Below are 20,366 nucleotides of genomic sequence, written 5' to 3' on the forward strand. Positions count from 1 at the left end.
TACGTGATTGATAAAACCGCCTTTATTCATCCAACTGCTATTGTTGAAGACGGTGCCGTTATTGGTGCCAACGCTCATATTGGCCCGTTTTGTATTGTTGGCCCTCACGTTGAAATTGGTGAGGGTACGGTTCTGAAATCTCACGTCGTGGTGAATGGCCATACGACGATTGGCCGCGACAATGAGATCTATCAGTTCGCATCCATCGGCGAGGTAAACCAGGATCTGAAATATGCTGGCGAGCCAACTCATGTGGAAATTGGCGATCGCAACCGCATCCGCGAAAGCGTCACCATCCACCGTGGCACAGTACAGGGCGGAGGGTTGACGAAGGTGGGCAGTGATAACCTGCTGATGATCAATGCGCATATTGCGCATGACTGTACCGTTGGCGATCGCTGCATTCTTGCAAATAACGCAACGCTGGCGGGGCATGTCTCCGTCGACGACTTTGCTATCATTGGTGGCATGACCGCAGTGCATCAGTTCTGCATTATCGGCGCGCACGTGATGGTTGGCGGCTGCTCCGGTGTGGCGCAGGATGTACCGCCTTATGTGATTGCTCAGGGCAACCATGCGACACCTTTTGGTGTGAACATTGAAGGCCTGAAACGTCGCGGTTTCAGCAAAGAAGCGTTAGTGGCTATCCGTAATGCGTACAAACTGTTGTACCGCAGCGGTAAAACGCTGGAAGAGGCGAAACCAGAGATTGCCGAGCTTGCTGCGAAGTATCCGGAAGTTGATGCGTTTATGCAATTCTTCGAACGCTCAACGCGCGGCCTGATTCGTCCATGATCGACAATCGTCCTCTTACGATAGCCCTCGTCGCCGGAGAAACCTCCGGCGATATTCTTGGTGCCGGTCTTATCCGCGCACTGAGAGCGCGTGTCCCCAATGCCCGTTTTGTCGGCGTTGCGGGGCCGCGTATGCAGGCTGAAGGGTGTGAAGCCTGGTATGAGATGGAAGAGCTTGCGGTGATGGGTATCGTTGAGGTGCTTGGCCGTCTGGGCCGTCTGTTGCATATCCGTGCTGATTTAACACGTCGCTTTAGTGAGCTGCGACCAGATGTCTTTGTCGGTATCGATGCGCCGGATTTCAACATTACCCTCGAAGGCAATCTGAAAAAGCAGGGTATCAAAACCATCCATTATGTCAGTCCATCCGTCTGGGCGTGGCGGCAAAAACGCGTTTTCAAAATTGGCAGAGCCACCGATCTGGTGCTCGCATTTCTGCCTTTCGAAAAAGCGTTTTACGACAAATTTAGCGTGCCGTGCCGTTTTATCGGCCATACCATGGCGGATGCGATGCCGCTGGATCCGGATAAAAGTGCAGCGCGCGATCATCTGGGAATTGCCCATGATGTTCACTGTCTGGCATTACTGCCGGGTAGTCGTGGCGCTGAGGTGGAAATGCTTAGCGCTGATTTCCTGCGTACCGCGCAGTTGCTGCGTGAACGCTACTCCGATCTTAAAGTGGTGGTACCGCTGGTCAACGCCAAACGGCGCGAACAGTTTGAGCGGATTAAGGCGGAAGTTGCTCCCGATCTGCCAGTGCATATGCTGGATGGTATGGCGCGTGAGGCAATGATCGCCGCCGATGCGGCCTTGCTGGCTTCCGGCACTGCTGCACTGGAGTGCATGCTGGCGAAATGCCCGATGGTCGTAGGGTATCGCATGAAGCCATTTACGTTCTGGCTGGCCAAAAGGCTGGTGAAAACGCCTTATGTTTCGCTGCCAAATCTGCTGGCCGGACGTGAACTGGTGAAAGAATTGTTGCAGGATGAGTGCCAGCCGCGTGCGCTGGCCGATGCACTAGCACCGCTATTGGCTAACGGTAAAACCAGCCACGAAATGCATGACACTTTCCGCGAACTGCACCAGCAGATTCGCTGTAATGCCGATGAGCAGGCGGCTGACGCAGTACTGGAGTTAGCACAATGATGGAGTTTATTTATCCACACGCGCATTTGGTTGCCGGTGTGGATGAGGTAGGGCGCGGGCCTTTGGTGGGCGCGGTAGTGACGGCGGCGGTGATCCTCGATCCTAAGCGTCCAATCATTGGCCTGAACGATTCGAAAAAACTCTCTGAAAAACGCCGTCTGGCGCTGAGTGAAGAGATCAAAGAGAAAGCGTTGTGCTGGAGTCTGGGGCGCGCCGAACCACATGAAATTGATGAACTGAATATTCTCCATGCCACTATGCTGGCGATGCAGCGTGCAATTGCCGGGCTCTCTATCGTCCCGGAATTTGTATTGATTGATGGCAACCGTTGCCCGACATTGCCAATGCCTTCTCTGGCCGTAGTGAAAGGTGATAGCCGGGTAGCAGAAATCAGTGCGGCATCGATTATCGCAAAAGTCACGCGAGATGCCGAAATGGCTGAGCTTGATCTTCTTTTTCCGCAATATGGTTTTGCGCAACATAAAGGCTACCCAACGGCTTTCCATCTGGCGAAGCTGGTGGAACATGGCGCAACTGTGCATCATCGGCGCAGCTTTGCGCCGGTTAAACGCGCACTGGACCTTGTGTCCTGATTCTTGTAAACGTGAAATAACCAGGCTGGGATCTGAAAATGGCTGAACCACGTTTCGTACACCTGCGGGTGCATAGCGACTACTCCATGATTGACGGGCTGGCGAAAACCGGGCCGCTGGTGAAAAAGGCGGCCGCGCTCGGCATGCCTGCGCTGGCGATCACCGATTTTACGAACCTTTGTGGTCTGGTGAAGTTTTACGGAACGGCGCACGGAGCCGGAATGAAACCGATCGTTGGCGCCGATCTGCATGTACAGAGCGATCTGTTAGGCGATGAACTGACGCAGCTCACCGTCCTTGCGGCCAACAATATTGGTTACCAGAATCTGACATTGCTGATTTCGCGTGCCTACCAGCGTGGCTATGGCGCGCTGGGACCGTGGATCGATCGCGACTGGCTACAGGAGTTCAGCGAAGGGTTGATCCTGCTCTCCGGCGGGCGCATGGGCGACGTGGGTAAAAGCCTGTTGCGTGGCAACAGCGTGCTGGTTGAACAGTGTCTTGATTTCTACAAAGAGCATTTCCCCGATCGCTACTACCTTGAGTTGATCCGCACGGGTCGTGCTGATGAAGAGCCTTACCTGCATGAAGCGGTAAAACTGGCGGAAGAGCACGGTCTGCCGGTCGTGGCGACCAACGATGTACGCTTTATTGATGCAGGCGACTTCGATGCGCATGAAATCCGTGTCGCCATCCATGACGGTTTCACTCTGGACGATCCCAAACGTCCGCGTAATTACTCCGCTCAGCAATATATGCGCAGTGAAGAGGAGATGTGCGAACTCTTCTCCGATATCCCGGAAGCGCTGGAAAATACTGTCGAAATCGCCAAACGCTGCAATGTAACCGTACGCCTTGGTGAATACTTCCTGCCGCAGTTCCCGACCGGTGATATGACCACTGAAGACTTCCTCGTGGAGAAAGCGAAAGTGGGTCTTGAAGAACGTCTTGCGTTTCTCTTCCCTGATGAGCAAGTGCGTGCAGAGAAACGTCCGCCATACGACGAGCGTCTTGATATCGAGTTGCAAGTTATCAACCAGATGGGGTTCCCCGGTTACTTTCTGATCGTGATGGAGTTTATCCAGTGGTCAAAAGATAACGGCGTGCCGGTAGGGCCGGGGCGTGGTTCGGGCGCCGGATCGTTGGTCGCTTATGCACTGAAAATCACTGATCTCGACCCGCTGGAATTTGACCTGCTCTTCGAACGTTTCCTTAACCCAGAACGTGTATCGATGCCCGACTTCGATGTTGACTTCTGTATGGAGAAGCGCGACCAGGTTATCGAGCACGTAGCAGACATGTACGGGCGCGATGCGGTATCGCAGATCATCACCTTCGGAACCATGGCGGCGAAAGCGGTTATCCGCGACGTGGGCCGCGTACTGGGTCACCCGTACGGTTTTGTGGACCGCATATCTAAACTGGTGCCGCCGGATCCTGGTATGACGCTGGCGAAAGCGTTTGAAGCCGAGCCGCAATTGCCGGAAATATACGAAGCGGACGAAGAAGTGAAAGCGCTGATCGATATGGCGCGTAAGCTGGAAGGTGTGACGCGAAACGCGGGTAAACACGCTGGCGGCGTGGTAATTGCACCCACCAAAATTACCGACTTTGCCCCGCTGTACTGTGATGAAGCCGGTCAGCACCCGGTTACCCAGTTTGATAAAAACGATGTTGAATATGCCGGGCTGGTGAAGTTTGACTTCCTTGGTTTGCGCACACTGACCATCATTAACTGGGCGCTGGAGATGATCAATGCCCGGCGCGAGAAGAACGGCGAGCCGCCGCTGGATATCGCCGCTATTCCGCTGGATGACAAAAAAAGTTTCGACATGCTGCAACGCTCGGAGACCACTGCGGTGTTCCAGCTTGAATCTCGCGGCATGAAAGATTTGATTAAGCGCCTGCAACCCGACTGCTTCGAAGATATGATCGCGCTGGTGGCCCTGTTCCGTCCGGGGCCGTTGCAGTCGGGCATGGTAGATAACTTCATCGACCGTAAACACGGGCGCGAAGAGATCTCTTATCCCGATGTGCAGTGGCAGCATGAAAGTCTGAAACCGGTACTGGAGCCGACCTACGGCATTATCCTTTACCAGGAACAGGTGATGCAGATTGCCCAGGTGCTTTCGGGTTATACCCTTGGCGGCGCGGACATGCTGCGTCGTGCGATGGGTAAGAAAAAGCCGGAAGAGATGGCCAAGCAGCGCGGCACCTTTGAAGAGGGCGCGAAGAAAAATGGCGTCGACGGCGAACTGGCGATGAAAATCTTTGACCTGGTAGAAAAATTCGCCGGGTATGGATTTAATAAATCGCACTCTGCCGCCTATGCTTTGGTTTCATACCAGACGCTGTGGTTGAAAGCGCACTATCCGGCTGAGTTTATGGCGGCGGTAATGACTGCTGATATGGACAACACCGAAAAAGTCGTCGGTCTGGTGGATGAGTGCTGGCGCATGGGGCTGAAAATCCTGCCGCCAGATATTAACTCCGGGTTGTACCATTTCCACGTCAACGATGACGGTGAGATTGTTTACGGTATCGGGGCGATTAAAGGCGTCGGTGAAGGTCCGATTGAGGCGATCATCGAAGCGCGTAATAACGGCGGTTACTTCCGTGAACTGTTTGATCTGTGCGCGCGCACAGACATTAAAAAGCTTAATCGCAGGGTGCTGGAAAAACTGATTATGTCCGGGGCGTTTGACCGCCTTGGGCCGCATCGTGCGGCGCTGATGAACTCGCTGGGCGATGCGCTTAAAGCCGCCGATCAGCATTCGAAAGCAGAGGCGATTGGCCAGGCCGATATGTTCGGCGTGCTGGCCGAAGAGCCAGAGCAGATAGAGCAGTCTTACGCCAGTTGCCAGCCGTGGCCGGAGCAGGTGGTGTTGGATGGTGAACGTGAAACGTTAGGTCTCTACCTTACGGGTCACCCGATTAACCAGTATTTGAAAGAAATTGAGCGCTATGTCGGAGGCTACCGGCTGAAAGACATGCATCCGACCGAACGTGGGAAAGTTACCACTGCGGCGGGGCTCGTCATTGCCGCGCGGGTTATGGTCACCAAGCGCGGCAATCGTATTGGCATCTGTACGTTAGATGACCGTTCCGGGCGTCTCGAAGTGATGTTATTTACTGATGCCCTGGATAAATACCAGCAGTTGCTGGAAAAAGACCGCATACTTATTGTCAGCGGACAGGTCAGCTTTGATGACTTTAGCGGGGGACTTAAAATGACCGCCCGTGAAGTTATGGACATTGACGAAGCCCGGGAAAAATACGCCCGTGGGCTTGCTATCTCGCTGACAGACAGGCAAATTGATGACCAGCTTTTAAACCGACTCCGTCAGTCTCTGGAACCCCACCGTTCGGGAACCATTCCAGTACATCTCTACTATCAGAGGGCGGATGCACGCGCGCGGTTACGCTTCGGCGCAACGTGGCGCGTCTCTCCGAGCGATCGTTTACTCAACGATCTGCGTGGCCTCATCGGTTCGGAGCAGGTGGAACTGGAGTTTGACTAATACAGGAATACTATGAGTCTGAATTTCCTTGATTTCGAACAGCCGATTGCTGAGCTGGAAGCGAAAATCGATTCCCTGACTGCTGTTGGCCGTCAGGATGAAAAACTGGATATAAATATCGACGAAGAAGTGCATCGTCTGCGCGAAAAAAGCGTAGAGTTGACGCGCAAAATTTTCGCCGATCTTGGCGCATGGCAGGTAGCCCAACTTGCGCGACATCCGCTACGTCCTTACACCCTGGATTATGTCCGCCTTGCGTTCGATGAATTCGATGAACTGGCTGGCGATCGTGCTTATGCCGACGATAAAGCCATTGTTGGCGGTATCGCGCGTCTCGACGGTCGCCCGGTAATGATTATCGGCCACCAGAAAGGCCGCGAAACCAAAGAGAAAATTCGCCGTAATTTTGGTATGCCAGCGCCAGAAGGTTATCGTAAAGCGTTGCGTCTGATGGAAATGGCAGAACGTTTTAACATGCCGATTATCACCTTTATCGACACCCCTGGCGCCTACCCGGGCGTGGGTGCCGAAGAGCGTGGTCAGTCGGAAGCGATCGCCCGCAACCTGCGTGAAATGTCCCGCCTGAGCGTACCGGTGATCTGCACCGTGATCGGTGAAGGCGGCTCTGGCGGCGCGCTGGCGATTGGCGTAGGCGATAAAGTGAATATGCTGCAATACAGCACCTATTCTGTTATCTCGCCGGAAGGTTGTGCTTCTATTCTGTGGAAAAGCGCCGACAAAGCGCCGTTGGCCGCAGAAGCAATGGGCATCATCGCGTCGCGTCTGAAAGAACTGAAGTTGATCGACTCGATCGTTCCGGAGCCGTTGGGTGGCGCGCATCGCAATCCGCAAGCGATGGCTGCTTCGCTGAAAGCGCAACTGCTGGCCGATCTCGCCGATCTGGATGTGCTGAGCAAAGACGATTTGCGTAACCGCCGCTACCAACGTCTGATGAGCTACGGCTACGCCTGAGTTTCGTTGCATTCATGAAAAGCCGCATCGCTGTGCGGCTTTTTTTATATCTGCGGTTTACCTCAACTATGCTTAGCTTAGGTTTTTAACGGAGGTAGCTGTGAATATTATTGCCATCATGGGACCCCATGGCGTTTTTTATAAAGATGAGCCGATCAAGGAACTGGAACAGGCGCTACAGGCGCAAGGGTTTCAGATTATCTGGCCCCGAAACAGTACCGACTTACTGAAGTTTATCGAACATAACCCGCGTATTTGCGGTGTGATCTTTGACTGGGATGAGTACTCACTCGATCTGTGCAGCGATATTAATCAGCTAAATGAATACCTTCCGCTGTACGCGTTTATCAATACCCACTCCTCCATGGATGTCAGCGCGCAGGATATGCGCATGGCGTTGTGGTTTTTCGAATACGCCCTTAGCGTGGCGGATGAGATTGCCACGCGTATTGTCCAGTACACCAAAGAGTATCTGGAAAACATCACGCCTCCGTTTACCCGGGCGCTGTTCACCTACGTAAAAGAGGGAAAATACACCTTCTGCACGCCAGGACATATGGCAGGAACGGCGTACCAGAAAAGCCCGGTAGGCTGCTTGTTTTACGATTTCTTCGGTGGTAACACGCTAAAAGCTGATGTTTCGATCTCTGTGACCGAGTTGGGATCGCTGCTGGATCATACCGGCCCACATCTGGAGGCTGAAGAGTATATCGCCCGTACGTTTGGGGCCGAGCAGAGCTATATGGTGACTAACGGTACATCGACCTCCAACAAAATTGTCGGTATGTATGCCGCGCCAGCGGGCAGTACCCTGCTGATTGACCGTAACTGTCATAAATCGCTGGCGCATCTGTTGATGATGAGCGATGTCACGCCGTTGTGGCTGAAGCCAGGACGCAACGCACTGGGGATTCTGGGTGGTATACCGCGCCGCGAGTTTACCCATGCTAGCATCGAACAAAAAGTTGTGGCCACAGCGGGGGCGCACTGGCCAGTACACGCAGTGATTACTAACTCCACGTATGATGGGCTGCTGTACAACACCGACTGGATTAAAAAGACGCTGGATGTGCCGTCGATCCATTTCGATTCCGCCTGGGTGCCATACACCAATTTTCACCCTATTTATGCCGGAAAAAGCGGTATGAGCGGCGAGCGGGTGCCGGGGAAAGTCTTCTTTGAAACACAATCGACACATAAAATGTTGGCGGCATTCTCGCAGGCATCGTTGATTCATATTAAAGGTGAATATGATGAGGACACGTTTAACGAAGCTTTTATGATGCACACCACCACATCGCCGAGCTATCCGTTAGTGGCATCGATCGAAACGGCCGCAGCGATGTTACGCGGGAACCCTGGTAAGCGCTTAATTAACCGCTCGGTTGAACGGGCGCTGCATTTTCGCAAAGAGGTACAACGGCTTAAGGATGAAGCCGATGGCTGGTTCTTTGATATCTGGCAGCCAGAAGAGATTGATGAAGCTGACTGTTGGCAGGTCGCACCGGGTGAAACATGGCATGGTTTTCGCGATGCGGATGCCGACCATATGTTCCTCGACCCGGTCAAAGTGACCATCCTGACGCCAGGTATGGACGAGCAGGGAAATATGAGCGAGGAAGGGATCCCGGCAGCGCTGGTGGCGAAGTTTCTTGATGAACGCGGTGTGGTGGTGGAAAAAACCGGGCCGTATAACCTACTGTTCCTGTTCAGTATCGGCATCGATAAAACCCGGGCAATGGGGTTGTTACGTGGACTGATGGAGTTCAAACGAGCCTACGATCTTAATCTGCGGGTTAAGAACATGTTGCCGGATCTCTATGCTGAAGATCCTGATTTCTATCGCAATATGCGGATTCAGGATCTGGCGCAGGGGATCCATAAGCTTATTCGCCAGCACGATCTACCGCGTTTGATGTTGCAAGCTTTCGATGTATTGCCGGATATGAAGTTGACACCACATCAGGCATGGCAGCGGCAAATCCAGGGCGAAGTGGAAACGGTAGAACTGGAAAAACTGATCGGGCGGATCTCGGCCAATATGATCCTGCCCTATCCGCCTGGTGTACCGTTGGTGATGCCCGGTGAAATGATTACTGACGCCAGCCGCCCGGTGCTTGATTTCCTGTTGATGCTATGCGCGATTGGTCGCCACTATCCGGGCTTTGAAACTGATATTCACGGCGCGAAACGGGATGAAGAGGGCACTTATCGGGTACGAGTCCTAAAAGCCCGCTAATCTGTTGCGGCTTGCTGTGAGCGGGGGTAACGTTCAGGCATTGAGAAAAGGAGAAACTATGCTGGGCTTAAAACAGGTACATCACATTGCGATCATTGCCACGGATTATTCTGCAAGCAAAGCGTTCTACTGCGATATCCTTGGTTTTACGCTACAGAATGAAGTTTATCGCGAGGCGCGCGATTCGTGGAAAGGCGATCTGGCGCTGAACGGTCAGTATGTGATTGAGCTGTTCTCCTTTCCGTTTCCACCTGCGCGTCCCAGCCGCCCGGAAGCTTGCGGCCTGCGCCATCTGGCGTTCACCGTTGATGATATCGACCTGGCGGTGGCACATCTGGAATCGCACGGCGTGAAGTGTGAAGCGATACGTGTCGATCCTTACACTGATAAACGTTTCACCTTCTTTAACGATCCTGATGGCTTGCCACTGGAGCTTTACCAGCAGTAATACTTGCCACACAACGCGATGCCCGGTAACGTGCCGGGCATCAATTCTGTTTTGAAAACCACTATGACCACGCCACTTTTCGCGCCATTATCCACTGCATCACGCCAGTTTCTGGTGGCCTTCAGCGGTGGGCTGGATTCGACCGTGCTGTTGCACCAAATGATGCTCTGGCGCGAGCAACAGCCCGATATCCGGCTACGGGCAATCCATATCCATCATGGGCTGAGTCCGCATGCGAATATGTGGGTTGAGCATTGCCAGTCGCTTTGTGAGCTCTGGCAGATTCCGCTAACGGTGCAATACGTGACCCTGGTCGATAATGGTGAGGGCATTGAAGCGCAGGCGCGGAAAGCGCGCTATCAGGCATTTCGTCAGGCGTTAAAGCCCGGTGAAGTGCTGCTTACCGCACAGCATCTGGATGATCAGTGCGAAACTATGCTGCTGGCGCTTAAGCGTGGCAGTGGGCCGGCCGGGCTTGCCGCAATGCCGCAAAGCTTACCTTTTGCCGGAACGCAGCTTATCCGTCCGCTGCTCAACTTTTCGCGCGGTACACTGTATCAATGGGCGCAGCAGCATGATTTGCGCTGGATTGAGGATGAAAGTAACGCGGATGTCCGTTTTGACCGCAATTTTTTGCGCTTGCAGGTGCTGCCACTACTGACGGCACGCTGGCCACATTTCGCCGATGCCGTCGCGCGTAGCGCTGCGCTTTGTGGGGAGCAGGAGCAGTTGTTGGATGAACTGCTGGCTGGCGAACTGGCGGCGGCGACTACGCAGGAAGGCGCGCTGAACATTGCGGCACTGCAGACGCTGAGCGATGTTCGCCGCAACGCCCTGCTACGCCGTTGGCTGGCACAGCAGGGGGCGGTGATGCCGTCCCGCGCAATGCTTAGCCGCTTGTGGTTTGAAGTGGCACAGGCGCGTGACGATGCGGAGCCTTGTCTGCGGCTGGGCGAGTATGAAGTACGTCGTTTTCAGGGCGATCTCTACTGGATTAAAACGCAGTTCAGCCAGCGTAATACGCAACTGAACTGGCCGACACTTTTTGCGCCGCTGTTGTTACCGGCCGGGCTGGGGGAACTGTCGCTGATCGCCGGGGGAGAATTACGGGCGCCAGCTACGGAAGAGAGGGTTTCTGTGCGTTTCCAGGCGTCTGGTTTGTTACATATCGCCGGTCGTCATGGTGGACGTAAACTGAAAAAAATCTGGCAGGAGTTCGGCGTGGCGCCCTGGCGGCGTGACACGACGCCGCTGCTGTTTTATGGCGAAACGTTAATCGCAGCGGCGGGCGTTTTTGCTACGCAACAAGGACTTAAAACGGCCGGACAGGAAGGTGTGACGTTGGTGTGGAAAAAGTAGAGGGCAGCCTGCGCTGCCCGTTGAATATCAGGACTCGCTCACCACGACGGTGCCGATTTCAGGATGGCTGAAGCTGGCAATTTTATCGAGGCGCACTTCGCGTGAGACGCCTGCGATATCAACTACCAGATACTCCACGTTTTTACGTGAGACTAAATCGTTGGCTTTGGCGCTGAGAACCTCGCCGTCTTTCAATTCCAGCGCCAATAAAAGATGATGCTGGCAGGCGAGTTCAAGATTGTCATAGTCATCACAGTTGATGGGTTGATAGGCATCATTCATTGACATAATCGCTCACCAGTAAGTTCGCGGCCGCATATGCCGCCTTTTCCCTGACCGACTCTGAAAGGGTGTCATCCGACGCCATTTCATTCAGCACTTTCAACACGCACCCCAGCGCATCCGGGATATACCCCAAATCTCCGCTGGCGATTTCCGCATACCGTTTGCGTACTAACTCACAATAATTGTTCACATCTCCTCCTGTCAGCTACCTGACTTTACTGTGAGATAACACTAAGCCTACGAAGATTAATACTGTTTAGCAAGGCGACTATAACATAGCTTACCCGCCATTATCAGCGTGATGGCGAATGATGCGCACAAGAGATAACAGCGCTTTAACCCTGAATTCGCTACAATAGCGGCCATTTTATGCAGGAGTGGTGTTATGGCCTTAAAAGCGACTATTTATAAAGCGATGGTTAATGTTGCCGATCTGGATCGTAATCGGTTTTTAGATGCGACGCTGACGCTGGCCCGCCATCCTTCCGAAACCCAGGAGCGCATGATGTTGCGTCTGCTGGCGTGGATTAAATACGCCGATGAGCGGCTGCAATTCACTCGCGGCCTGAGCGCTGAAGATGAGCCGGAAGCCTGGTTGCGTAATGATTATCTGGGCATTGATTTGTGGATCGAACTGGGGCTGCCGGACGAAAAACGGTTGAAGAAAGCCTGTACACAGGCGAAAGACGTGGCGTTATTTGCCTATAATTCCCGGGCGGCGCAGATCTGGTGGCAGCAAAATCAAAGCCGTTGCGCGAGCTTCGGCAACTTAAGCATCTGGTATCTGGATGATGAACAACTGGCGGCGCTCAGCGCGTTTGCCAACGATCGTACCATGACGCTACAGGCTACCTTGCAGGATGGTGCCATCTGGCTTTCCGATGAAACGCAGAATCGGGAAATCCACCTTGAAGCCTGGCAGCAGCCATGATTACGATCTCCCGCACGGTCTCCATTGCTGAGGATGAACTGGAGATCACCGCTGTGCGGGCGCAGGGCGCGGGTGGCCAACATGTGAATAAAAGTTCGACGGCTATCCACCTGCGTTTTGATATTCGAGCGTCAAGCCTGCCGGAGTATTACAAGGCGCATTTGCTGGAGGCTTCGCACCATCTGATCAGTAGTGATGGCTGGGTTGTGATAAAAGCGCAGGAATATCGCAGCCAGGAGATGAACCGCGAAGCGGCGATCGCTCGCCTGGTGGCATTGATCAAAGAATTGACCGCAGTGCAAAAAAGCCGCCGTGCAACGCGCCCGACCCGTGCTTCAAAAGAACGCCGGTTAACGAGTAAGTCGCAAAAGTCATCGGTAAAAGCGCTGCGTGGCAAAGTCCGTCGCCATGATGGCTGACGGTCAACAAGAGAATTGTGCATAAGGAATCGAGTGTGAAAAAAGCGATTTTATCTCTGCTGGCCGGGTGTACGCTGTTTACCCTTTTCGGCTGTAATAATCGGGGTGACACCGAGATGGTGCAGCCGACGCAAATTGAAGAGCTGAAACCGATGCAGCAGAGCTGGCGCGGTGTTTTACCCTGTGCCGATTGTGAAGGTATCGAAACGTCGCTATTTCTGGAAAAGGATGGCAGTTGGGTGATGAACCAGCGCTATCAGGGCGGAAAAGGTCCGGTGGTCTTTGGCTCTTACGGTAGCTGGGCGCGCACGGCCGATAAACTGATCCTTACCGACACGCAGGGTAAAAAAACATGGTTCCGTGCGAAAGGCGATGCATTGGAGATGCTGGATCGGGAAGGCAATCCGATTCATTCACAACTGAACTATACGCTGCAACCGGTGAACGCGTCGCTTCCGGCTACGCCGATGGCGATGCGCGGTATGTACAGGTATATGGCCGATGCGGCAGTCTTTACGGACTGTGCAACCGGGAAGCAGGTCGCAGTGGCAAGTAATGCTCAGCTTGAGCGTGATTATGCGGTTGCGCGCGGTACCGAAAGCAAACCGATTCTGCTGATGGTGGAAGGGCACTTTGCCTTTGAACCGAACCCCGATACCGGTGCACCACAGAAAGTGCTGGTCATTAATAAGAAAGGGCGGTTCAGCGCCAATAAAAACTGTGATGATTAAGCCTTCGGCGCCATAAAAAACTGCACCTGACTCAGTTGGTATCCAACTTTTGGGGTGCAGTCCACAAGCGGGGTTTTTTGTCGGCTTAGCCTTTAATGGCTTTCACCAGGTATTCAAGGATGTCGCCGGTTTTGATGAGCTGCTTCTCGCCGTTGCGACGATATTTGTATTCAATATCGTCGTTGTCGAGGTTGCGATCGCCGATCACCACCGTGTGGGGGATACCGATCAGCTCCATATCAGCAAACATCACGCCCGGACGCTCTTTACGGTCATCCATCAGCACTTCAATGCCCTGCGCGCGTAATTCGGCGTAGAGTTTTTCCGCCAGCTCCTGCACTCGGTAGGATTTGTGCATATTCATCGGCAGCAGTGCAACCTGGAACGGCGCAATAGCGTCCGGCCAAATGATCCCTCGCTCGTCGTTGTTCTGCTCGATCGCTGCAGCGACCACGCGCGTTACACCGATGCCGTAGCAGCCCATGGTCAGGATCTGGTTGCGGCCATCTTCACCCTGTACCGCCGCGTTCAGCGCCTGGGAATATTTGGTGCCGAGCTGGAAAATATGACCCACTTCGATACCGCGTTTAATCAGCAGTGTACCTTTACCGTCCGGGCTTGGATCGCCAGCGACGACGTTACGGATATCCGCTACTTCCGGCGTTACTACATCGCGATCCCAGTTGATGCCGAAGTAGTGTTTACCGTCGATATTCGCCCCTGCAGAGAAGTCGCTCATCGTGGCAACGGTACGGTCGATTACCAGCGGAATTGACATATTAACCGGGCCAAGGGAGCCTGGACCGGCATTGACCACGGCGCGAATTTCCGCTTCGGTGGCGAAAGTTAACGGTGCAGCAACCTGCGGCAGTTTTTCCGCTTTCACTTCGTTCAGCTCGTGGTCGCCGCGTACCAGCAGCGCGACCAGAGGGTAGCTGCTGCCTTCCACGGCTTTCACCAGCAGCGTTTTTACCGTTTTTTCAATCGGCAGATTGAACTGTTCAACCAGCTCGGCGATGGTTTTAGCGTTTGGCGTATCCACCAGCGTCATTTCCTGCGTGGCAGCAGCGCGCGGTTCTTTTGGTGCCAGCGCTTCGGCAAACTCGATGTTGGCGGCGAAATCGGAGGAGTCAGAGAAAATAACATCATCTTCACCACTCTGCGCCAGCACCTGGAATTCATGGGATGCGCTACCGCCGATCGAACCGGTATCGGCCTGTACAGCGCGGAAATCCAGTCCCATACGGCTGAAGATTTTGCTGTAGGCGGCGTACATTGCATCATAGGTTTCCTGCAACGATTCCTGAGAGGTATGGAAAGAGTAAGCATCTTTCATCAGGAATTCTCGGGAACGCATAACGCCAAAGCGCGGGCGCACTTCATCGCGGAACTTGGTCTGGATCTGGAAGAAGTTCAGCGGCAGCTGTTTGTAGGAGTTCAGCTCATTACGGATCAGATCGGTAATGACTTCTTCGTGAGTCGGGCCGAGGACGAACGGGCGATCGCCGCGATCAACAAAACGCAGCAGTTCCGGGCCATACTGCTCCCAGCGACCACTTTCTTGCCACAGATCGGCTGGCTGCACCACTGGCATGGACACCTCAATCGCACCGGCATTATTCATCTCTTCACGCACGATGTTTTCGACTTTTTTCAGGACGCGCAGACCGGTCGGCAGCCAGGTGTATAACCCGGAGGCCAGTTTGCGGATCATCCCGGCGCGCAGCATCAACTGGTGGCTGATGACTTCGGCGTCGGCAGGCGTCTCCTTCAGAGTGGAGAGCAAGTATTGGCTAGTACGCATGTTGTTACGGTTCCATTTGGACAATCGGAACAGGCCCGAAATCAGGCCTGACACAAAAAAAGTGGTTTAGTTTATCAGCCTGGCAGAGATGCCAAAAGAGAGGGGAATAAAATTAGCGTGCTTCCAGCGCAAAGACTTCGAATCCTGCCGCCGTTACGCGCCAACGCACATTAAAATCCAGCAGCCAGACGGCGTAAGTTTTCCCTTGTTCTTCCTCTTTTCGGTAGGCCGGACGTGGATCCTGTGCCAGAACTTCCAGCAAAAAGACTCTGAGGTAGGGATAACGCTTTTCCAGCCCGCTAAGCTGTGACTCCACTTCGGTTGTAAAGCTAACCGGGATGCTGGCAACCGGTGCCAGCTGCGCATAGCTGGCTTGTGCATCGGGCACGGCTTCGGCAAAGGGCAGATAAGGTTTGATATCCACCACCGGCGTACCATCAACCAGGTCCAGGCTACCGAGCTGTAAAATCACCTGATCTTTATGGCAGCGGATCCCTTTTAATTCGACCAGCGACATGCCTATCGGGTTGGGTCGAAACGTTGATCGTGTGGCGAAGACGCCCATTCTTGCATTGCCCCCGAGCCGCGGCGGGCGCACCGTAGGACGCCATCCGCCTTCCATCGTTTGATGAAAAACGAAAAGCACCCACAAATGGCTGAACCCTTCAAGGCCGCGTACTGCATCGGGTTGATTATAGGGAGGAAGCAAGTGAAGTTCGCCGCCGCCATGCTTCACCAGACCCGGCTGGCGCGGTACGGCAAACTTCTCTTTATACGGTGAACGAATGACACCTATTTGCCCGAAAGCAAAGGTACTACTCATTTCGCCGAAACGTCGAGGGCGGACCCCACGCAGATGGCCTGGCGGTAGCAGCCCGGAGTACCGCTGGTCACTTCACAGCTATGCAGCAGAACAGCATTGGCTTTGGCTTTTTTCGCCGCATTAATCTGCATGCGTTTGCGGGCAGTCGGGATGTTCGGCGGGGAGTCCTGGTTGCTGGCCTGACAGGATTCACCGGTTACTTCACCCAGATCGCGGAACGGTTTACCCACTAAATCTTGTGCATCAGTGATGATGCGTACCGGGGCAGGGCGTATCACTTTCGGTTTTACCGGCTCTGGTTTTGGCGTCACAGCGCTACTTTGTGCCGGTTCGACAGGGGATCTGCTTAGCAAGGAGCAGCCGCTCAACATGAGTGCTAATAAACAGATCGGTAAAGCACGCATAATCTTTCCTCAAAGTGATTTTCTTAACGCCGCATATTGAATCAGGGACGTGCACAAATGACAAGGCGGGCTTTAGCCCGCCTTGAATGATATTACAGACTGATGAGGAGATTACCAGCCTTTCACCGCACCGCCATTGAAGACTTTGTTTGCTGCTTCGTTCACTTCATCTGACTCGTAAGCCTGAACGAATTTTTTCACATTTTCCGCGTCTTTATTATCTTCACGGGCAACGATCAGGTTCACATATGGGGAGTCTTTATCTTCAACGAAGATACTGTCTTTTGCCGGAGTCAGGCCGATCTGGCTGGCATAAGTGGTGTTGATCACGGCCAGTGCAATCTGTGCGTCATCCAGAGAGCGCGGCAGTTGCGGCGCTTCCAGCTCAACAATCTTCAGGTGTTTCGGGTTTTCGGTGATATCCAGTACGGTTGGCATCAAGCCCACGCCATCTTTCAGTTTGATCAGGCCTTGTTTCTGCAACAGCAGCAGGGAACGGCCGAGGTTAGTCGGATCGTTTGGTACGGCAATCTGAGAACCATCCTGCAATTCAGACAGCGATTTGATTTTTTTGGAGTAGCCTGCAATCGGATAAACAAATGTGTTGCCGACCGGAACCAGTTTGAAACCGCGATCTTTGATCTGCTGATCGAGGTAGGGTTTGTGCTGGAAAGCGTTTACATCGATATCGCCTTTGCTCAGTGCTTCGTTTGGCAGTACATAGTCGTTAAAAGTCACCAGCTCAACGTTGAGGCCATATTTCTCTTTCGCCACTTTCTGTGCTACTTCTGCAACCTGCTGTTCAGCACCAACAATCACACCGACTTTGATGTGATTTGGATCCTTTTCATCCTGGCCGCATCCGACCAGTGCCAGAGAACCAAGCAGAGCCCCTACGGCCGCAAAGGTCTTGAATTTAAAAGCCATGTTATTTCCCTTCTCTCAGAGTCGTTATGTTGTGTAACGTTATTTGTGCGTTACAGCCCGGACGATACGATCGCCCGCGAACTGAATTAAGTAAACCAGAACCACGAGTAATATCAGTACGGTATTCATCACTAATGGGTTATAGGTCACGTAGCCATACTGGATGCCCAGTTGCCCCAGACCGCCTGCGCCGACGGCACCGCCCATTGCGGAATAACCGACGAGGGTAATTAGCGTAATAGTCGCTGCATTAATGAGTCCCGGCAGCGCTTCCGGCAACAGCACTTTGCGGATGATCTGCATTGGCGTTGCGCCCATAGCTCGGGACGCTTCAATCAGGCCTGCCGGCAGCTCCAGCAGGGTGTTTTCCACCATACGGGCGATAAACGGCGCGGCACCAACCGTCAGCGGTACAATGACGGCGTACAGACCAATTGAGGTGCCGACAATCACGCGCGTGAAAGGAATCATCCAGACCAACAAAATAATGAACGGTATGGAACGGAAAATGTTTACCAGCGCAGAAATCACCCGATACAGGCCCGGGTTTGGCATGATCTGACCTGGACGCGTGACATACAGCAGCACGCCAAACGGCAGACCCACGACAAACCCCAGCAGACCGGAGGCAAAGGTCATAAACAGTGTTTCCCAGATGCTGCGGGCAAAGAGCCACATCATTGCCTCAGACATAACCGAGTACCTCTATTTTTACATGGTGTTCCTGCAACCAGGCGATGGCCGCCTCGGTATCCTGCTGAGTGCCGTGCATTTCCGTCAGCATAATGCCGAACTTCACGCCGCCCGCGTAATCCATCTGCGCGCTAATAATGTTGTTGTTCACGTTGAAACGACGCGCGGTTTCAGACAACAGCGGCGCGTCCACCGACTGACCCGTAAACTCCATACGCAGCATCGGTACGCTGTCAGCCTGCGGTTTCTGCTGCAGGCGTTGTGCATAATCTTCCGGAATATCGAGATGCAGCGTGGACTGAATAAACTGCTGCGCCAGCGGCGTTTTCGGATGGGAAAAGACTTCGCTCACTGTATCCTGCTCAATCAATTCACCATTACTGATAACGGCCACGCAGTCGCAAATACGCTTAACCACATCCATCTCGTGAGTGATCAGCAGAATGGTCAGACCAAGGCGACGGTTGATGTCTTTCAGCAATTCAAGAATGGAACGGGTTGTTGCCGGATCCAGCGCACTGGTGGCTTCGTCGCACAGTAACACTTTCGGGTTGCTGGCTAGCGCACGGGCGATCGCCACTCGCTGTTTTTGCCCTCCGGAGAGGTTGGCCGGATAGCTGTCATGTTTCTCGCCAAGACCGACCAGATCAAGCAGTTCTTTTACCCGGCGATTGATCTCGTCACGCGGGGTATTATCCAGCTCCAGCGGTAACGCAACGTTACCGAAAACGGTGCGCGATGCCAGCAAATTAAAGTGCTGGAAGATCATGCCGATTTGGCGGCGAGCTTTAGTTAATTCCGCTTCAGAGAGTTTGGTCAGTTCCTGGCTATCGACCAGCACACTGCCTTGCGTTGGACGCTCAAGCAGGTTAACACAACGGATAAGGGTACTTTTCCCCGCGCCTGATGCGCCAATAACGCCATAAATTTGACCAGCGGGAACATGCAGGCTGACGTTATTCAGCGCCTGTATAGTACGGTTTCCCTGCTGGAACACTTTGGTGATATTCGAAAGTTTAATCATTAGATTATTTTTATCGTATAAGAGTGAGCCGTGGCATTTTGTTCTGCCGGTTACGGGCGTACCCGTAAACAGAGCGGATGGTAAGGCATCCAGACGTCTAAATCAATGTCGCTCGCAATGATGAGCACTTTCCTGCGTTGTGAAACATGAGATACTAAGCTTCTATGCCTTTTTCAGGAGTAAACCCGTGACAAAGTCAGTACCCGCTATTTTCCTCGATCGTGATGGCACGATTAACGTTGATCATGGCTACGTGCATGAGATCGATAATTTTGAATTTATTGATGGTGTCATCGATGCCATGCGCGAACTTAAAGAGATGGGCTATGCGCTGGTTTTGGTAACGAACCAGTCTGGTATTGCTCGCGGTAAATTTACCGAAGCGCAGTTTGAAACGCTGACTGAGTGGATGGACTGGTCGCTGGCCGATCGCGGCGTGGATCTGGACGGCATCTATTATTGTCCGCATCACCCACAGGGAACCGTTGAAGAGTTTCGTCAGGTTTGCGATTGCCGTAAGCCACATCCGGGGATGTTGATCTCTGCCCGCGATTTCCTGCACATCGATATGTCTGCTTCTTATATGGTAGGCGATAAAATAGAAGATATGCAGGCGGCACAGGCTGCTCAAGTAGGAACGAAAGTGTTAGTGCGCACGGGAAAACCGATCACACCGGAAGCGGAAAAAAGCGCTGATTGGGTGATTAATAGCCTTGCGGAGCTGCCTTTAGCTATCAAAAAGCACCAAAAATAACCGTTATGCCGAAAAGATGAGCGGTTGAAATAAAAATGCATTTTTCCGCTTGTCATTCCTCTCCGGCTCCCTATAATGCGCCTCCATCGACACGGCGGATGTGAATCACTTCACACAAACAGCCGGGCCGGTTGAAGAGAAAAATCCTGAAAATCAGGGTTGACTCTGAAAGAGGAAAGCGTAATATACGCCACCTCGCGACGAAGCGCTGAAAGCCGCGTCGCAACTGCTCTTTAACAATTTATCAGACAATCTGTGTGGGCACTCAGGTGACATGGATTCTTGATGTCTTCGGACAAAAAATGAATACCAAGTCTCACGGGTGAACACGTAATTCATTACGAAGTTTAATTCGATGAGCATCAAACTTTAAATTGAAGAGTTTGATCATGGCTCAGATTGAACGCTGGCGGCAGGCCTAACACATGCAAGTCGAACGGTAGCACAGAGGAGCTTGCTCTTCGGGTGACGAGTGGCGGACGGGTGAGTAATGTCTGGG

Annotated in this window: 20 protein-coding genes and 1 rRNA gene; 13 read left to right on the forward strand and 8 right to left on the reverse strand. The window is 53.2% G+C overall.

Features of this window, described 5'->3' with window-relative positions:
• Positions 1 to 3 precede the first annotated feature (3 nt).
• The 8 genes from lpxA (at position 4) to tilS (ending at position 11,072) form a co-directional block, all read left to right on the forward strand.
• Entirely contained in the window at positions 4 to 795 is a 792-nt protein-coding gene (gene lpxA / locus BM427_RS14860; protein WP_090122675.1) for an acyl-ACP--UDP-N-acetylglucosamine O-acyltransferase, read from the forward strand.
• Complete coding sequence (gene lpxB, locus BM427_RS14865; RefSeq protein WP_090122678.1) at positions 792 to 1,940, forward strand: lipid-A-disaccharide synthase; 1,149 nt, start codon at positions 792 to 794, stop codon at positions 1,938 to 1,940. The genes lpxA and lpxB overlap by 4 nt, the downstream gene beginning before the upstream one ends.
• Positions 1,937 to 2,533, forward strand: a complete 597-nt coding sequence (gene rnhB, locus BM427_RS14870; protein ID WP_090122680.1) for a ribonuclease HII — start codon at positions 1,937 to 1,939, stop codon at positions 2,531 to 2,533. The genes lpxB and rnhB overlap by 4 nt, the downstream gene beginning before the upstream one ends.
• 38 nt (positions 2,534 to 2,571) lie before the next feature.
• The gene (dnaE, locus tag BM427_RS14875) at positions 2,572 to 6,054 is read left to right on the forward strand and encodes a DNA polymerase III subunit alpha (RefSeq protein ID WP_090122682.1); all 3,483 of its coding nucleotides are present in this window, start codon (positions 2,572 to 2,574) and stop codon (positions 6,052 to 6,054) included.
• Between the two features lie 12 nt (positions 6,055 to 6,066).
• A complete protein-coding gene (gene accA / locus BM427_RS14880) occupies positions 6,067 to 7,026 on the forward strand; it encodes an acetyl-CoA carboxylase carboxyl transferase subunit alpha (RefSeq protein ID WP_090122685.1) in 960 nt (319 codons plus the stop codon).
• Positions 7,027 to 7,126: 100 nt separating this feature from the next.
• Positions 7,127 to 9,265, forward strand: a complete 2,139-nt coding sequence (locus tag BM427_RS14885) for a lysine decarboxylase LdcC (protein WP_090122687.1) — start codon at positions 7,127 to 7,129, stop codon at positions 9,263 to 9,265.
• A 58-nt stretch (positions 9,266 to 9,323) separates the two neighbouring features.
• Positions 9,324 to 9,713 (forward strand): VOC family protein, encoded by a 390-nt coding sequence (locus BM427_RS14890; protein WP_090122689.1) that lies wholly within the window; start codon positions 9,324 to 9,326, stop codon positions 9,711 to 9,713.
• A gap of 63 nt (positions 9,714 to 9,776) precedes the next feature.
• Entirely contained in the window at positions 9,777 to 11,072 is a 1,296-nt protein-coding gene (tilS, locus tag BM427_RS14895; RefSeq protein ID WP_090122783.1) for a tRNA lysidine(34) synthetase TilS, read from the forward strand.
• Between the two features lie 27 nt (positions 11,073 to 11,099).
• Here the strand turns inward: tilS and rof are convergent, their stop codons facing one another.
• Entirely contained in the window at positions 11,100 to 11,360 is a 261-nt protein-coding gene (gene rof, locus BM427_RS14900; protein WP_090122691.1) for a Rho-binding antiterminator, read from the reverse strand.
• Entirely contained in the window at positions 11,347 to 11,547 is a 201-nt protein-coding gene (locus BM427_RS14905) for a YaeP family protein (protein ID WP_007373244.1), read from the reverse strand. Before BM427_RS14905 ends, rof begins: the two co-directional genes overlap by 14 nt.
• Positions 11,548 to 11,742: 195 nt before the next feature.
• Between BM427_RS14905 and BM427_RS14910 the strand changes: the two genes are divergently transcribed.
• From BM427_RS14910 to nlpE, 3 genes are read left to right on the forward strand one after another with little or no spacing between them, the layout of a single operon-like run.
• Entirely contained in the window at positions 11,743 to 12,288 is a 546-nt protein-coding gene (locus tag BM427_RS14910; RefSeq protein WP_090122693.1) for a YaeQ family protein, read from the forward strand.
• Positions 12,285 to 12,707 carry an alternative ribosome rescue aminoacyl-tRNA hydrolase ArfB gene (gene arfB, locus BM427_RS14915; RefSeq protein ID WP_090122695.1) on the forward strand — a complete coding sequence of 141 codons (423 nt, stop codon included), beginning with the start codon at positions 12,285 to 12,287 and terminating at the stop codon, positions 12,705 to 12,707. Before BM427_RS14910 ends, arfB begins: the two co-directional genes overlap by 4 nt.
• A gap of 35 nt (positions 12,708 to 12,742) precedes the next feature.
• The gene (gene nlpE / locus BM427_RS14920) at positions 12,743 to 13,438 is read left to right on the forward strand and encodes an envelope stress response activation lipoprotein NlpE (RefSeq protein ID WP_090122697.1); all 696 of its coding nucleotides are present in this window, start codon (positions 12,743 to 12,745) and stop codon (positions 13,436 to 13,438) included.
• Between the two features lie 85 nt (positions 13,439 to 13,523).
• Here nlpE and proS read toward each other — a convergent pair whose 3' ends face one another.
• The 6 genes from proS to metN form a co-directional block, all read right to left on the reverse strand.
• The gene (gene proS / locus BM427_RS14925; RefSeq protein ID WP_090122699.1) at positions 13,524 to 15,242 is read right to left on the reverse strand and encodes a proline--tRNA ligase; all 1,719 of its coding nucleotides are present in this window, start codon (positions 15,240 to 15,242) and stop codon (positions 13,524 to 13,526) included.
• Positions 15,243 to 15,354: 112 nt separating this feature from the next.
• A complete protein-coding gene (gene tsaA, locus BM427_RS14930; protein WP_090122701.1) occupies positions 15,355 to 16,065 on the reverse strand; it encodes a tRNA (N6-threonylcarbamoyladenosine(37)-N6)-methyltransferase TrmO in 711 nt (236 codons plus the stop codon).
• Positions 16,062 to 16,469 carry an envelope stress sensor lipoprotein RcsF gene (gene rcsF / locus BM427_RS14935; RefSeq protein ID WP_090122704.1) on the reverse strand — a complete coding sequence of 136 codons (408 nt, stop codon included), beginning with the start codon at positions 16,467 to 16,469 and terminating at the stop codon, positions 16,062 to 16,064. Before rcsF ends, tsaA begins: the two co-directional genes overlap by 4 nt.
• A 111-nt stretch (positions 16,470 to 16,580) precedes the next feature.
• Positions 16,581 to 17,396, reverse strand: coding sequence for a MetQ/NlpA family lipoprotein (locus BM427_RS14940; RefSeq protein ID WP_090122706.1), 816 nt, complete (start codon positions 17,394 to 17,396; stop codon positions 16,581 to 16,583).
• A 39-nt stretch (positions 17,397 to 17,435) separates the two neighbouring features.
• Entirely contained in the window at positions 17,436 to 18,089 is a 654-nt protein-coding gene (locus BM427_RS14945) for a methionine ABC transporter permease MetI (RefSeq protein WP_090122708.1), read from the reverse strand.
• Positions 18,082 to 19,113 (reverse strand): methionine ABC transporter ATP-binding protein MetN, encoded by a 1,032-nt coding sequence (gene metN, locus BM427_RS14950; protein WP_090122710.1) that lies wholly within the window; start codon positions 19,111 to 19,113, stop codon positions 18,082 to 18,084. Before metN ends, BM427_RS14945 begins: the two co-directional genes overlap by 8 nt.
• 187 nt (positions 19,114 to 19,300) lie before the next feature.
• On the opposite strand from metN, the gene gmhB reads away from it, so the two are divergent.
• Positions 19,301 to 19,867, forward strand: coding sequence for a D-glycero-beta-D-manno-heptose 1,7-bisphosphate 7-phosphatase (gene gmhB, locus BM427_RS14955; RefSeq protein WP_090122712.1), 567 nt, complete (start codon positions 19,301 to 19,303; stop codon positions 19,865 to 19,867).
• Positions 19,868 to 20,238: 371 nt separating this feature from the next.
• Positions 20,239 to 20,366, forward strand: a 16S ribosomal RNA gene (locus BM427_RS14960); the annotation flags it as partial.

The sequence above is a fragment of the Kosakonia arachidis genome, from assembly GCF_900116535.1.
GTDB lineage: Bacteria > Pseudomonadota > Gammaproteobacteria > Enterobacterales > Enterobacteriaceae > Kosakonia > Kosakonia arachidis.